The organism is Ruminococcus sp. NATIVEDY161 (assembly GCF_045819895.1).
GTDB lineage: Bacteria > Bacillota > Clostridia > Oscillospirales > Acutalibacteraceae > Ruminococcoides.
The window spans coordinates 1,569,962-1,584,077 of sequence record NZ_CP162392.1 but is presented as its reverse complement, the minus strand read 5'-3'; the positions used below and the strand labels follow the sequence as shown (position 1 = coordinate 1,584,077).

At 47.8% G+C, this 14,116-nt stretch carries 16 protein-coding genes and 1 tRNA gene; 5 read left to right on the top strand and 12 right to left on the bottom strand.

Annotated features, from left to right (window positions below; all coding sequences use genetic code 11):
* The first annotated feature begins 200 nt into the window (after positions 1–200).
* Both AB1I50_RS07540 and AB1I50_RS07535 read left to right on the top strand, forming a co-directional pair.
* Entirely contained in the window at positions 201–1,463 is a 1,263-nt protein-coding gene (locus tag AB1I50_RS07540) for a transposase (protein ID WP_407723105.1), read from the top strand.
* A 43-nt stretch (positions 1,464–1,506) separates the two neighbouring features.
* Positions 1,507–1,719 carry a helix-turn-helix domain-containing protein gene (locus AB1I50_RS07535; RefSeq protein ID WP_407723428.1) on the top strand — a complete coding sequence of 71 codons (213 nt, stop codon included), beginning with the start codon at positions 1,507–1,509 and terminating at the stop codon, positions 1,717–1,719.
* Between the two features lie 52 nt (positions 1,720–1,771).
* On the opposite strand, the gene AB1I50_RS07530 is transcribed toward AB1I50_RS07535, so the two are convergent.
* The 11 genes from AB1I50_RS07530 to rimP all read right to left on the bottom strand — a co-directional run bounded on the left by AB1I50_RS07530 (position 1,772) and on the right by rimP (position 12,129).
* Entirely contained in the window at positions 1,772–2,593 is an 822-nt protein-coding gene (locus AB1I50_RS07530; protein WP_407723426.1) for a P-loop NTPase, read from the bottom strand.
* A gap of 88 nt (positions 2,594–2,681) precedes the next feature.
* Entirely contained in the window at positions 2,682–3,299 is a 618-nt protein-coding gene (locus AB1I50_RS07525) for a hypothetical protein (RefSeq protein WP_407723425.1), read from the bottom strand.
* 167 nt (positions 3,300–3,466) lie between these two features.
* Positions 3,467–4,852, bottom strand: coding sequence for a dockerin type I domain-containing protein (locus AB1I50_RS07520; RefSeq protein WP_407723424.1), 1,386 nt, complete (start codon positions 4,850–4,852; stop codon positions 3,467–3,469).
* A gap of 238 nt (positions 4,853–5,090) precedes the next feature.
* Entirely contained in the window at positions 5,091–5,993 is a 903-nt protein-coding gene (truB, locus tag AB1I50_RS07515) for a tRNA pseudouridine(55) synthase TruB (RefSeq protein ID WP_407723423.1), read from the bottom strand.
* Entirely contained in the window at positions 5,990–6,925 is a 936-nt protein-coding gene (locus AB1I50_RS07510) for a DHH family phosphoesterase (protein WP_407723421.1), read from the bottom strand. The genes truB and AB1I50_RS07510 overlap by 4 nt, the downstream gene beginning before the upstream one ends.
* The gene (gene rbfA, locus AB1I50_RS07505; RefSeq protein WP_407723420.1) at positions 6,915–7,289 is read right to left on the bottom strand and encodes a 30S ribosome-binding factor RbfA; all 375 of its coding nucleotides are present in this window, start codon (positions 7,287–7,289) and stop codon (positions 6,915–6,917) included. The genes AB1I50_RS07510 and rbfA overlap by 11 nt, the downstream gene beginning before the upstream one ends.
* A 160-nt stretch (positions 7,290–7,449) precedes the next feature.
* Positions 7,450–9,786 (bottom strand): translation initiation factor IF-2, encoded by a 2,337-nt coding sequence (gene infB / locus AB1I50_RS07500; protein WP_407723419.1) that lies wholly within the window; start codon positions 9,784–9,786, stop codon positions 7,450–7,452.
* Between the two features lies 1 nt (position 9,787).
* A complete protein-coding gene (locus AB1I50_RS07495; RefSeq protein WP_407723418.1) occupies positions 9,788–10,105 on the bottom strand; it encodes a L7Ae/L30e/S12e/Gadd45 family ribosomal protein in 318 nt (105 codons plus the stop codon).
* Between the two features lie 14 nt (positions 10,106–10,119).
* On the bottom strand, positions 10,120–10,431 hold the full coding sequence (rnpM, locus tag AB1I50_RS07490; protein ID WP_407723417.1) for an RNase P modulator RnpM: 312 nt from the start codon (positions 10,429–10,431) through the stop codon (positions 10,120–10,122).
* Positions 10,432–10,448: 17 nt separating this feature from the next.
* On the bottom strand, positions 10,449–11,597 hold the full coding sequence (nusA, locus tag AB1I50_RS07485) for a transcription termination factor NusA (protein WP_407723416.1): 1,149 nt from the start codon (positions 11,595–11,597) through the stop codon (positions 10,449–10,451).
* Positions 11,598–11,646: 49 nt separating this feature from the next.
* A complete protein-coding gene (gene rimP, locus AB1I50_RS07480) occupies positions 11,647–12,129 on the bottom strand; it encodes a ribosome maturation factor RimP (RefSeq protein ID WP_407723415.1) in 483 nt (160 codons plus the stop codon).
* A 251-nt stretch (positions 12,130–12,380) separates the two neighbouring features.
* On the opposite strand from rimP, the gene AB1I50_RS07475 reads away from it, so the two are divergent.
* Positions 12,381–12,456, top strand: a tRNA-Thr gene (locus AB1I50_RS07475).
* Here the strand turns inward: AB1I50_RS07475 and AB1I50_RS07470 are convergent.
* Complete coding sequence (locus tag AB1I50_RS07470; RefSeq protein WP_407723414.1) at positions 12,435–12,626, bottom strand: hypothetical protein; 192 nt, start codon at positions 12,624–12,626, stop codon at positions 12,435–12,437. The two genes, AB1I50_RS07475 and AB1I50_RS07470, sit on opposite strands and share 22 nt — an antisense overlap.
* A gap of 354 nt (positions 12,627–12,980) precedes the next feature.
* On the opposite strand from AB1I50_RS07470, the gene AB1I50_RS07465 reads away from it, so the two are divergent.
* Both AB1I50_RS07465 and AB1I50_RS07460 read left to right on the top strand, forming a co-directional pair.
* Positions 12,981–13,679, top strand: a complete 699-nt coding sequence (locus AB1I50_RS07465; protein ID WP_407723413.1) for a PASTA domain-containing protein — start codon at positions 12,981–12,983, stop codon at positions 13,677–13,679.
* 56 nt (positions 13,680–13,735) lie between these two features.
* The gene (locus tag AB1I50_RS07460; protein WP_407723412.1) at positions 13,736–13,963 is read left to right on the top strand and encodes a hypothetical protein; all 228 of its coding nucleotides are present in this window, start codon (positions 13,736–13,738) and stop codon (positions 13,961–13,963) included.
* Positions 13,964–14,116: the final 153 nt, after the last annotated feature.

Here is a 14,116-nt window from a genome sequence, read left to right as displayed (position 1 = left end):
ACCTGTTTCAGGTTAAAAGTCAATAACCTGAAATTTTAAGTTTCCCCAAAACGCAATCGTGAATGTTGAAAAAATGGCGTGGTTAAGGGAAAACTCGGCAATAAAAAAATGAAAATCTGGTAAAAAAAGAAGTGCAATAGCGCTCGAAAAATGGTATAATTAAATTGGAACAAAACCATACCAAAGGAGCGTATTGCACTATGTTGAATTATAACACACTCAACGGTAATTTGAAAAGGGGTATTTTGAATTATTCTCAAAAAATTTCAAAAGGCTTGAACCGTCCTGATAAGAAATTCGTAACAGATATGTTGTACGGAACGCTTGCCTCGGGAAGCTGTATGCTGTCTGAAATCAGCCGCAGCCTGCATGAAAACATCAAGCTGATCAAAACAGTCAACAGATTGTCGAGAAATCTTGCGGATTTTGAAGCAGCAGACGCCGAAACCGTGCGTGAAAACTATCTCAAAGCAATCAAACGCCGGTATAATGATGACAGCTTGATAATTGTCGATGGTTCCGACATCACCAAGCCCGCCAGCAAACACCTTGAAAAGCTCTGCGAGGTACGCGACGGCAGCACAGGTGAGATCGGGATCGGTTACCATACTATCGGCGCAGCGGTTCTCTCAAGCGAAAACAAGCTGCCCTTCGGTATATACAGCCGTATCTACTCAACCAAGGATGAAGACTTTGTCAGCGAAATCGAGGAATATCTTGATTGCTTTGAATATATCAGCAGACACTTTTCCAAAGACAATGTCAGGACGATGGACAGAGGCTTTGACAACAACAAATACTACCGTTACTTTATCAGAAACAACGAAAAGTTCATTATCAGAGCCAAAAAGAACCGTAATGTTATCTATAATGGAAAAACCGAAAACATCATGTCTGTCGCCAATCGCTTCAAGGGTAAATACAGCCTGAGATTCAAGAACAAAAGCGGCAAACAAGTAGACGTCAAAATCAGTATTATTTCGATTCAACTGCCTAAATACAAAAATGTTGAATTACAATTAGTGGTTGTATACGGTTTCGGCGAGGGACCAATGCTGTTGATCACCAATCTGTCATCGGACGATAAACGAATCGGGATTTCGGTTTGCAAGGCGTATTTGATGCGCTGGAGAATCGAGGAATACTTCAAATTCAAAAAGCAAAAATTCGATTACGAGAATCTGAGGGTGCGTTCTCTGCAATCTATCCGTACTCTCGATTTGCTTCTGACGCTTGCCATCGGTTATATTTCCATGCTGTCCGACAAGCCGTTCTTTACCCGTATGCGCTTTGAGATCATCGAGGTTTCAAAGCGTCTGTTCGGAGCGCCTGATTTCGTCTATTACGCCATCGCAGACGGTATCTATGAAACCTTGAAGTACGTCAAGTCGGGGCTGAAGCGCCTGCTCGCTATTCCCACGCCTTCACCTCAGCTTTTGCTCGCAGGTTTTGGGGAAACTTAAACCTGAAATGGAATATTTTATACTTTTTCTCGTAGGCGATTTTATGTATAGAAGAATTCGCAACTTGAGAGAAGATAAAGATATGACTCAAACCGAGGTTGCCAAAATGCTGACGATGTCTCAAACAGGTTATTCAAAGTATGAGACAGGCGAAAATGATATTCCCACAAATATATTAATAAAGCTCGCGGATTTTTACGACGTGAGCGTTGATTATCTGCTCAACCGCACCGATAACCCAAAAACAAACAGATAAAACAATCCCCGAAGGACGAAATAATCCTTCGGGGATTTTAGTTTTGTGATACTTATTTATTTAGCATTTCCTCAAGCTGAGCGGCGGCTTCGTCGAAGTAATTGCCCTCGAACATCTCCGCCTTGCCCTCGTCTACCTTCTTTGCAAGCTCGGGATCGATCGGCAGCTTTGCAAGCACCGTTGTGCCGTGCTTTTCGGCAACCTCGTCAATGTGGCTGTCGCCAAACACCGAATGCTTTTTGCCGCAGTCGGGGCATACAAAGTAGCTCATATTTTCAACCAGACCGAGCAGAGGCACGTTCATCATCTCTGCCATTTTTACAGCCTTTTCGACAATCATCGAAACAAGCTCCTGCGGAGAAGCAACTACGATAATGCCGTCGAGCGGAAGGCTCTGGAACACCGTGAGCGGAATGTCACCGGTTCCGGGAGGCATATCGACAAACATATAGTCAACATCGCCCCAAACAACGTCCGTCCAGAACTGCTTAACGGTTCCGGTAATCATCGGCGCGCGCCAAACAACCGGGTCGGTGTCGTTCTTCAAAAGCAGATTGATTGACATAATCTCAATGCCTGTTTCGGTCTCCGCCGGAAGAATTCCGAACTCGCTGCCCATTGCCTTTTCGGTAATTCCGAACGCCTTGGGGATTGACGGGCCCGTGATATCGGCGTCGAGAATTGCAACGCTCTTGCCCATACGGTTAAAGGTGACCGCCATATTCGAGGTCACCATACTTTTTCCTACGCCGCCCTTGCCCGACACAACGCCGATAACGTGCTTAACGCTGCTGTGCGGATTGAGCTCCTCGTGCAAATCCTGCTTGCTGCCGCAGTTGCTGCTGCAGCTTGAACAATCGTGATTACATCCCATAATTTTCACCAATTTCCTTAATATTTTTCTTCTCAAAAGAATAGGGCAGCCTGAGCTGCCCTACTTTTTATTCAGGGTAATAATAATATTATTCCGCTGTATCCTCGGTTTTATCCTCGGCTTTTACGTCCTCGGCAGGAGCTTCCGCTGCTTCCTGAACTTCATCGGCAGCTTCCTGAACTGCTTCTTCGGTCTCAGCGGTTTCTTCCTTAGCGGCTTCGATAACGTCAGCCTCAATTCCGCCCTCAAGAACGGTAGTCTCCTCTGCCTCGGGCTCATCGTCGGGCTTGAGCTCAAATCCGCTGAAGAAGGTGTACGGGATTCCGTAACCGAGCGCAACGCTTGCCAAAGCCACGATAACGCTTACTGTGCCGTTGTTTGAAGCAAAAACGCTGTTGAGCGGCATAAACTTAGCCATTGAAGCGATGATGATGTACAGCGAGGGGAGTACAAGAATAACGAGTGTAAGCGGCGAAAAACGCTTAACCGCCTTGCCGTCACCAACTCTTGTAGCGTAGAACACCAAAAGTCCGAATACAACGTAGATAAGCGAGGTTACAAGCTGTCCTGCAACGCTGAGCTTTCCGTCAGCGCCTGTGAGGTTAGCCGCGAACTGCGAAAAGAACTGTGCGCATACGATAAATGCCAAAATCAAAAATGCCGAGAAAAACAGGTTTACGGTTTCTCTCTTATTCGGTTTCTTCAAAATTCATTACCTCCAATATAGTATGGGTTTTGCCCTTATATCACTTTATCACAAATGATAAAAAATTGCAAGTGCACAACGAAAAATACTCAGTTTTGCAAACAAAAGCGGAGCCCTTCGGCTCCGCTCCGTTTTTATTTATTCGGTTTTGTCTGAAAAGTCAGCGGTTAGGCTGTCCAGTAATCCCACGAATTTGATGGAACTGTATAAAGCTTTCCGTCGGTAATATCAAGGTTAGCCGACTGGTTCCACTTGTTATTCCAGTTGTTGGCTGTTGCCGAAGGATTCATACGGACAAAGATAACCTTATCCCATGTGCCTTCGGGAATTGTTACTGTATAAGTGCCGTCGCCAACTGCTGTCATATCAGCCCAAGCGTTTGTACCGGTGCTGTCGTTAAATACATAGATAGCAAAACGTGCGCCGTCGTTTGCCCAATTATTAGGCTGGAGCTTTACAGTTGTGCCTGTCGGCTCAGGATCGGGAGTAGGATCCTCAGTGGGCTGAGTTTCCTCGCCTACGAGAGTTACCTGGTAGTTGTTGCCTTCTTTTTCATCTACCGTGTACCACTGTGCACCGTCTGCGATATCTGTCTTGATATCTACAGTCTGGTTGCCGTTGCCGTTGAAGATGATTCCTTCTACGTCCGCGGGAATTTCTGCGATGTATACCTGCTGACCGAAGTCGTTAACCTCAGCTTTTTCCATAGCTGTTCCGGGCCATTCTGCGCCGTTGTTCCAGTAGTATACGTGTACGTCGCCCCAGCCGAGAGCGTCTGTAAACTTAACTGTGATTGTTCCGGCAGGTGCTGCTGTGCCGGGCTCTGTGGGCTCGGGAGCTACTGTTGTATCAGGCTCGGCTGTAGGAGCTTCCTTAGCCTCTAAATAGATTACGCCCTTGAACCAATCTTCGCCGCCCTGTCCGTCGGGACGGAAGTAAAGGTCATAAGTGCCGTCTGCCGTGATTTCGCCGTGCTGACCGTAGTTGTCGTTATATCCGTTGGGGAACCACATTCTGGGTTCTGCTCCTGCTACGGAATAAGCAACCTTGAATTTGTCTGTAGTTTTGAGTTTAAGTCCTGTGAACACAAACTCGCCGTCGGCTGCCTCGTTAGCAGTAAGCTTATAGTCATCGCTTACTGACCAGCCGTTCATTGTTCCCAAGATGTAATAATCGCCCTCGGGAGCTTCTGTGGGCTCTTCGATCGTTGTCGGCTCGGTAGGAACCTTATCCTCAACCGGGAATTTGCTGATTCTGTCAACAACAAACTTCTGAACAAGTGTTGCGTCGAGAATATCAACTTCTCCGTCGCCGTTAACGTCACCCAAAATCTTTTGTTCATTGTCAAGAGTAGCTTTGTCGACCGAATACTTCTGAACTAAAGTGGCGTCAATGATATCGATAACGCCGTCGCGGTTGACATCACCGAACTCATAAGATGAACCGGGTGCCTTGGATGAATGGTCAAATGCTGAAATCGGTAAAATCGAGAAGCTCGATAACGCGATAAGAACCGCTAACAACACGCTGACCAGCTTTGTTGTTCGTTTCATAATTGTTCATCCTTTATAAATTTGAACATACAAATGAACAGTATAATTATAACAAAATCGGCTAAAAAAGCAATAAATTTTATTATAAGCTTAATAAATACTGTCATAAAAATGTAATCTTGTTTAAACCGCTTAAACTTTAATATGCTAAATTGTGCAAAATGCCGCCGTATGAAAAAAAAAAAAAAAAAACAGCTTATTTCCAAGCTGTCATCTAAAGACAGGGGAAAAAGCTGTTTTATTTGAATAATTTATAAATTTTCAGAAGGTTTTTATCTTTGTCAACAATCCCGAGACCTATGAAATCTCCGCCGCTTTCGCCAACGCGGAACAGCTGTTTGTCAGATGGCTCTTTGGCTCTGAGGGCGGTTCGCGAGATGTCGAGCGCTCCGCCGTTTGAAAAGCGCTTTGCCTGCGCCGGAGAGATATTAAGCTTTGGGTATGTCACGAACAAATCCTCAACCGAGGTCAGCGCGTCGGTGATGTTGCCGTTTTCCTTCATCGCCTTTAGCTGTTCGAGCGTCAGGCAGTTGTCGAGCGTAAAGCCGCACGCCTCTGTACGGCGCAAATCCGTCATCACCGCGCCGACGCCGAGCTGCTTGCCGATATCGTCAATAATCGTGCGGACGTACGTGCCCTTTGAGCAGAAAATTTCGAGCCTTCCGCACTGAGCCGCGCGGTCAAAGCCGAGCAATTCGAGCGAATATACGGTCACCCTTCGCCTTTCGCGTTCAACCTCAATCCCTTTACGGGCGAGGTCGTAGAGCCTTTGACCGTTTTTCTGCACCGCCGAGAACATCGGCGGAAGCTGCCAAATCTCGCCGCGGAAGCTTTCAAGAGCGGATAAAACCTGTTCTTTGGAAACATCGGTCACTGTCTGCGAGAGCACCTTGCCCCAGATGTCGAGGGTGTCGGTGGTAGTGCCGAGCTTAAAATCGGCGGTATATTTTTTGTCGTGATTTGGGATCAAGTCCTGAGCCTTGGTGGCGTTGCCGAGCAGAACAGGCAAAACCCCCGTCGCGTTTGGATCAAGAGTGCCCGTATGACCTGCCTTGCGCTGACCGGTCACTCCGCGAACCACGGCGATTACGTCAAAGGAAGTGAACTCCTTGGGCTTGTCGATCAGCAATACTCCGTTCACAGCACACCTTCCGCAGCCTTTTTGAGCTGAGCCTTAGCCTCGTCGAGCGTACCCTTGACGGTGCAGCCTGCCGCCTCTGCGTGACCGCCGCCGCCGAACATCGCGCAATACTCCGCGGCGTTAACGCTCCTGTCGGTTCTGACGGAAACCTTGAAAACTCCGTCCTCTTTTTCGCGCATTGTAATGCCGATGAGCACGCCTTCGATCTGCCTCGGGATCGAGGCGAGGCCTTCGAGCTCGTCGTCGCCTACGCCGAGCCGCTTTTGCATTTCGCGCGTTACGGCGATAATCGCTCCGCGGTCATTTGCGAAGTAGTCGATCGTGCCGTAAATCTCCTGCTCGAGCCTGATTTTCAGCTTGGTTTTGGTGTCGAACATCACCTTGTTGATGAGCGCCGCGTCAATGCCCGTGTCGAGCAAATCCGCCGCAATCCGCATGGTGGTCGAGGTGGTGTTGCCGTACTTAAAACAGCCCGTGTCGGTTGAAACTCCGGTGTACAGGCAGTTTGCGATCTGCCTGGTGATCTCTACATTCATAACGCCGAACAAGCGGTAGAGAATTTCGCAGTTTGCCGCGGCTTCGGGCTCGACAAGCTTAATATCCGCCTCAACGCGGTTAATTCTGTGGTGGTCAACGCAGAGCTCAATTTTGCCGTGGTATTTTTCAAAATTTGAGCCGAGGAGCTTTTCGTCCGCAACGTCAACGGAGACGATCGTCTGAGCCTCAAAGCTCTGCTCCTTAACTCCCTCTGTTAAAAAAACAAAGTCCTTCGGGAGATTTGTGGTGATAACCCTCGCGTTTTTGCCGAGCTGCTGCAGCGCAAGGCAAAGACCGTAGCCGCTGCCGAGGGTGTCGCCGTCGGGATAGGCGTGGGTTAAAATTTCAAAATTATCGCGCGAGAGCAGAAAATCCGCAACCTGATTAATACTCATCGGTATCCTCCCCGTCGCGAGGGATGTCAAGGCTGCCCAGAATCCTGCTGATGTTTGCGCTGTATTCAATGCTGTCAGTCGCGTTAAAAATCAGCTCGGGAACGTGGCGGAGCTTAAGGCGGTGACCGAGCTCGCGGCGGATGTAACCGCTTGCCGATTTAAGACCTTTGACCGACTCCTTGGCGCGGTCGAGCCCCTCCATAGCGCTGACATAAACCGTGCAGTAGGACAGGTCGTTTGTGACCTCTACGCGCACAATTGACAAAAACGCCTGATTAACCCGCGGATCCTTGAGCTCGCGGAAAATCGCGGTGAGCTCGCGCCTGATGTCCTCGGATGCGCGTTCTATTTTATGACTTGCCATTTTGTCCTCCAATAAGAAATTGTTTCCTATCAGCGGGCGAGCAATGCTCGCCCCTACAATTAAAATTAACGTTAAATCTATTGCAATTCAACCTTCGGGAGTCGATTTATAAACAACAAACCGACTTTTCCGTCCCGAATTGCGCCGTCGCCGCCGCGACTCAGTCCCTGTATTCCTCGATGGTGTAAACCTCGAACATATCGCCTTCCTTGAGGTCGTTGAACTTTTCGAGTCCGATACCGCACTCATAGCCCTCGTTAACCTCTTTTACAGCGTCCTTAAAGCGCTGGAGAGAGCCGATAGCGTCGTCAGCGATAACAATACCGTCGCGGATAACGCGAACGCTCGCGCCGCGCTGGATTTTGCCGCTCTTAACGTAAGAGCCTGCGATTGTACCGACAGACTTGATCTTGATAACGTTGCGGCACTCTGCCATACCGAGTACAACCTCGCGTGTTTTGGGAGCGAGCATACCCTTCATAGCGGACTCAATCTCATTAATGCAGTCGTAAATTACGCTGTAGAGTCTCATATCCACTCCCGAACGCTCCGCGTGGTCTGCGGCAACTGAGTCGGGACGAACGTTAAAGCCGACGATAATTGCCGATGAAGCCTCAGCGAGCATAACGTCGCTCTCGTTGATAGCGCCTACCGCGCCGTGGATAACGTTTACTCTTACTTCCTCGTTCGAGAGCTTTTCAAGCGACTGCTTTACAGCCTCTACCGAGCCCTGAACGTCCGCCTTAACGATGATCTGAAGCTCCTTGACCTCGCCGAGCTTCATCTGGTCAAAGAGGTTGTCGAGCGTAACCTTGGTCTGGGCGTTGAAGATTTCTTCCTTCTTCTGCGACTTTCTCTGCTCAACAAGTGTGCGCGCAAGTCTTTCGTCCGAAACCGCGTCGAATACGTCGCCGCCGGTGGGAACCTCGTCAAGACCGGTAATCTCAACCGGAACAGAAGGACCTGCCTCCTGAACGCGCTCGCCCTTGTCGTTTGTCATAACTCTTACTCTGCCGACAGATGTGCCTGCGATGATGGTGTCGCCCTTGTGGAGAGTACCGTTCTGAACAAGAACCGTAGCAATGGGACCTCTGCCCTTATCAAGGCGGGCCTCGATAACCGTACCCTTAGCCGCACGGTCGGGGTTAGCCTTAAGCTCCTTCATCTCGGCAACAAGCGCTACCATCTCGAGCAAGTCGTCAAGACCTTCCTTTGTCTTTGCCGAAACGGGAATACAAGGTGTGTCGCCGCCCCATTCCTCGGGAACAAGCTCATACTCTGTAAGCTGCTGCTTAACCTGCTCGGGGTTAGCGCCGACCTTATCCATCTTATTAATAGCCACGATCACCGAAACTCCGGCAGCCTTGGCGTGGTTGATAGCCTCAACGGTCTGCGGCATAATACCGTCGTCCGCCGCAACTACGAGAATTGCGATATCCGTTACCTGAGCGCCTCTTGCGCGCATTGTGGTGAACGCCTCGTGTCCGGGGGTGTCGAGGAAGGTGATCGGTCTGCCGTTTACCGACACTCTGTACGCGCCGATGTGCTGGGTAATACCGCCTGCCTCGCCTGCGGTAACGTTTGCGTGGCGGATAGCGTCGAGGATTGAAGTTTTACCGTGGTCAACGTGTCCCATAACGACTACAACCGGCGCTCTGCCAACGAGATTAGCCTCGTCGTCCTCGCTGTCGTCGATAATCTGCTCCTCGATGGTAACGACCACCTCTTTTTCAACCTTTGCGTGGAACTCCATAGCGATAAGCGACGCGGTGTCAAAGTCGATGGTATCGGTCGCTGTAACCATTGTGCCCATCATAAACGCTTTCTTTACAACCTCGGCAACCGTCGCCTTAAGGCGCAGTGCAAGCTCCTGAACCGTGATTTCGTCGGGAATTTCAATAGTAATGGGCTTTTGCTTGCGCTCGAGGGCAATTCTCTTAAGTCTTTCAGCCTCGGTCTCGCGCTTGCCGTGACGTCTGTTCTTCTGCTTCTGCACACGGTTTGAGAACTTCTGCTTTTTAGTGGTGTGGTCTCTGTCGGTGCTGCGCGACTTTGATGTGCCCGAAGCGAGGTCGTCATACTTTGAGTTGTAGCGCTCAACGTCAACGTTTGTAGCGCGTGTGTCGATTACCCTGCGCTGACGCTTCTTTGTCTGCGGAGCAGGCTTATCCTCTTTATTCTCAGGCTTGTTATCCTCAGCCTTCGCGGGCTTGCCGTCCTGCTTTTTATCGTCGGTTTTCTCAGCCTTATCCTGCTTTTTCTCGGGCTCGGGTGCAGGGCCGTTCTCAATCTTCTCATTTCGCGAGGCAAAGTAAGCGTCAAGGCTCTCGACCTTGTTCTCCTGAGTGATGACGTCAAAAATTACGTCGAGCTCGCTGTCCTCAAGCGAGGTACCCGCCTTTTTATTTACGTTGCAGTACTTATCCAAAATTTCGGTAATCTTTTTATTTGCCACTCCCAAATCGGCGGCAACATCCTTAACCTTGTATTTTATCATATTATTCTCCTCCCTGTTCGTCTTTGATCATCTGCGAGAGCTTTGCTGCAAAGCCGCTGTCCTCAACCGAGATCACTCCGCACAGCCTGCCGAGCGATACGCTCAGCTCATCCTTGGAGCGGTTTATCATAAGCGCCTCAACGCCGTTTTTCTCCGCCGTTTCAAGCACCGGCTTTAGGCTGTTTGACGAAAAATCAAGCGCGTAGATAATCAGCTTTGATTTTTTGCTCTCTATCGACTCCGCCGCGGTCTGAGCGCCGATTTTAATTTTTCCGGCGCGGCGGCAAAGTCCCAAAAAAGACAGAAGTCTGTCGCTCATAAATTAAATATCCTTTACTCCATAGTCAGGCTGTCGAGCTCCTCTTTGAGCTGTTCAAAAACCCCGTCGGGGATTTTGCAGCTAAGCGAGCGTTCAAAGCGCCTTGCCTTTCTCGCGAGCTCAAAGCACTCGGGATTTTTGCAGACATACGCTCCGCGGCCGGGCTTTTTTCCGGTTAAGTCGAGCGAGATTTCTCCCGGAACGGTAATGCTTCCTCCGTCGTCCGAAACGTCCTTCGACTTTACAACCCTGATAAGCTCGCGCTTCGGCTTCATCTCGCCGCAGCCTGTGCACTTTCTTAACGGTATCTTTTTCTGCTGTTTCATACGATACCTGCCTTTTATTATTCAGCCGCTTCTTCGGTAACTTCCCCGGCGGTTTCCGGCTCTGTATTCTCGGTTACTGTTTCCTCTGCCTTGTCCTCGTCGTCCTCGTCCTCGCCGTAGAAGCCGCTCTCGGGACGAATGTCGATCTTCCAGCCCGTGAGCCTTGCGGCAAGGCGAGCGTTCTGTCCCTTGTTGCCGATCGCAAGCGAGAGCTGACCGTCGGGAACGGTAGCCTTGCAGCTCTTTTTGTCAGCGTCAACGATCTCTACCTTAACAACATCCGCCGGCGACAGCGCGGAGGAGATGTACTTCTCGGGTTCTTCGCTGTACTCGATGATGTCGATTTTCTCGCCGCCGAGCTCGTTTACAATACTGTTGACCCTTGCGCCCTTGGGACCGATACATGCGCCGATTGCGTCAACGTCGGGATTTGAGCTTACAACAGCCATCTTGGTACGTGAGCCTGCCTCGCGAGCTACGGACTTGATCTCAACAATTCCGTCGAAAATCTCGGGAACCTCCTGCTCAAACATACGCTTTACAAGTCCGGGGTGAGTTCTCGAAATAAATGCGTGAGGGCCTTTCTCGTTGTCCTTTACGTCAGAGATAAACACCTTAACGCGGTCGCCCTCGCGGAGATTTTCAAGACCGATTTGCTCGTTCTTGGGGAGCATAGCCTCGCTCTTGCCGATTTTGATCGTCGCGATACCGCTCTTGGGATCAATTCTCTCAACCGTGGCGGTTACGATCTCACCGAGCTTGCTCTGGAACTCGAGCAGCGCTCTGCCCTTTTCTCCTGTGGTAATGCCCTGACGGATCACGTTGCGCGCGGAGGATACCGCAATTCTGCCGAGCTTTTTGGGATCGAGCGGAACCTCAACCTCGTCACCGACAGCGAATTTCTTTCTCTTGTTAATCTGCTGAGCCTGTTCAAGAGTTACCTCGTAGTTGGGGTTTTCAACCTCGTCAACGATAGTCTTTACAAGCTTTACGTCAAAGGTGTTTTTCTCGGGATCAACCTTGAAAACAACGTTCTCGTTGCCCTCATAGTAGTTCTTGCAAGCGATTACAATCGCCTTTTCAATCTGCTGAAGCATATAGTCCATCGGAATGTCTTTTTCTTTTTCAAACATTCTCAGCGCTTCAAATAATTCCTTGTTAGTCATTTTCCTATCATCCTTTTCATTTTTAATAAGATTTCGGCGTTCTGCCTTTCTATACATTAAAATCATCCAGCTTAACCCAGACCATATCCTTCTTGGTAAAGCTCAGCTCATTTTCTCCCTCGTGATCCTCAACGGTAATCTCGCCGTCTGAGTACGATTTCAGCCTGCCGTCGAACTCCTTGCCAACGCCCTCGACCGGACGGCGCAGCTTTACGAGAACATCCGCTCCGATATACTGCTCAAAGTGCTCATCCCTGACAAGCTCGCGCTCAAGCCCCGGTGAACAAACCTCCAGGCAGTACGAACCGTCAATCGGGTCGAGCTCGTCGAGCGGCTCGTTGATCGCGCGCGACACCGCCTCGCAGTCGTTGATGTCAACGCCGCCGGGCTTGTCGATGTAAACTCTGAGGTACCACTCGGCACCCTCCTTGACGTAGCGCACATCCCAAAGTGACAGCCCGAGCTCGCCAACAATCGGCTCGCAAAGCTGCCAGACCTTAGAAACGGTAACTCCGCCTTTGCTCTTTGCCATATATCTCCCTCCGAATTCTGTTTTACCATAAAGTAAGGAGCGGGCCGTTTGCCCACTCCTTAGTTTCAGCATATTCAACATTATGAATTATAGCACTCTGATTTGTAAAATGCAAGTATTTTTCCTGAATTTAAGCCATTTTTTCGAAAATTTGTAAGATAAATCAAATATTTTTAAAAAACTTTTAAAAAACATTTGAAATTACCGCACAGTTGTGTTATAATAACGCTGTTGTCTAAAAGATAACACACGCTGATATAGCTCAGTAGGTAGAGTGCATCCTTGGTAAGGATGAGGTCACCGGTTCAAATCCGGTTATCAGCTCCAAAGAAAGAAGAGTAGTCACCAGACTGCTCTTCTTTCTTTTTACCGTAGCACAAGAGATGATAACCGGATTTGAAGGCAAGCGTGCCAAGGCGCAGGCGAAACGCCGAGCCGCAGGCAAAAACAGTCCTGAGGACTGTTTTTAGCGAGAGAGCTACGCGAACCTTTCCCATTCACCACGCCGCATAAAACGAGCTGAAACGCTTAGCGACAGCAAACGCAGGTTATCAGCTCCATAAACCTTACTAAAATTCAGAAAAAAGACAGGATTTTTTGTATAAGGGATTGAAAAATAAGCATTGTTATGATAAGATGAAGATACCACACAAAACCAAATAATTTTTACCATATCGTAGTGTGCGTTTTTTGTTTCTCGGCAAAAGCGCAGGCTTACTTTTCGTGCATTATGATATGGCGTAAAGGTTTTGTGTGGTAGCAAATGGAGCTATGCGTTTTTCGGTGTGTAGTTCCGTTTGGGGCTACACATTTTTTATTTTATATTAAAATTATTAAAGGAGGAGAACAAAATGAAAAAAGTATTAGCATTAGTTTTAGCACTTGTATTAGTGGTGTCCCTCGCTGCTTGCGGAGGTAATGACGGCGAAACGGTAGAAACTACAGATGATAATAGAGTAGCAATCCCTGATGTTTTGGATTCAGATGAAACAACCGCAAAAAACATTCTGTCATCTAATGGACTTATTCCAAAAATTGAATATGAATATAATGATTATGTTGAACAAGGAAATGTTATGGATGTTTCTCCTGGAATAGGTTCTAAGGTTGAAAAGAATAGTAAAGTAACAGTTTATGTTTCAAAAGGTAGTTCAATCATTTATTCTAAAGATTCAAGAATTAGTTGGAATAATATTTCTACAGGAGATGATAATTGGGAATTCATTTCACCGTATATAAAAAAGGAGACCCTATGTATAGAGTGTAAAAATGTTAGTTTCTCAGTTCCTATTAAATGGCTGGATAAATACAATGATGGTGATTTAATTGGTGAAGCTTCAATTAATGATACCTTTTCAAAAGTTGTTCCTGTTAAAGCAAAATATGAAAAACAATCTTGGAAAGCAAATGAAAAACAAAAATTTACGTTAAAAATCCCCTTAGGAGATTTGGATGTAAGTAAGCCAACAAATATGTATCTGCGCTTATTTACAGAAATGATGGACGGTAAAAGCTATACTGTCTTTGTTAGCTTTAGTATGACATGGTAAGGTAGATGTTTTATCTTACATATTATTATTTTATAAGAGAAAGGATGAAATAAACAATGGAGAATAACAATAATAACAACAAAGGTAATATTATTATCGCAGCAGTAATTATCCTCATTATATGTTGTGGTCTTTTTGGATGTTTAGGAAGCTGTGGAAGTTGCGGCTCATCTTCATCTGGTTCAAGCAAGAAGTGGTCTGAGCTTACAGAAAAAGAAAAGGACAATGCACGCTGGGCATATGACGCCAAGCAGGCAGCAGAAGACTATAAAAAGAATAAATAAAACTTCACATTCAATTATGAGCGCGGCGTAAGTCGCGCTCCTTTTCTACCCTTCCAACAGCCCAATATACTTATAAGCCGTCGTCCTGCTCAAATCGCATTGCCTTGCGAGCTGACTAATTCATTAAGAACAGGTTATCAACTCAAAAAGCCC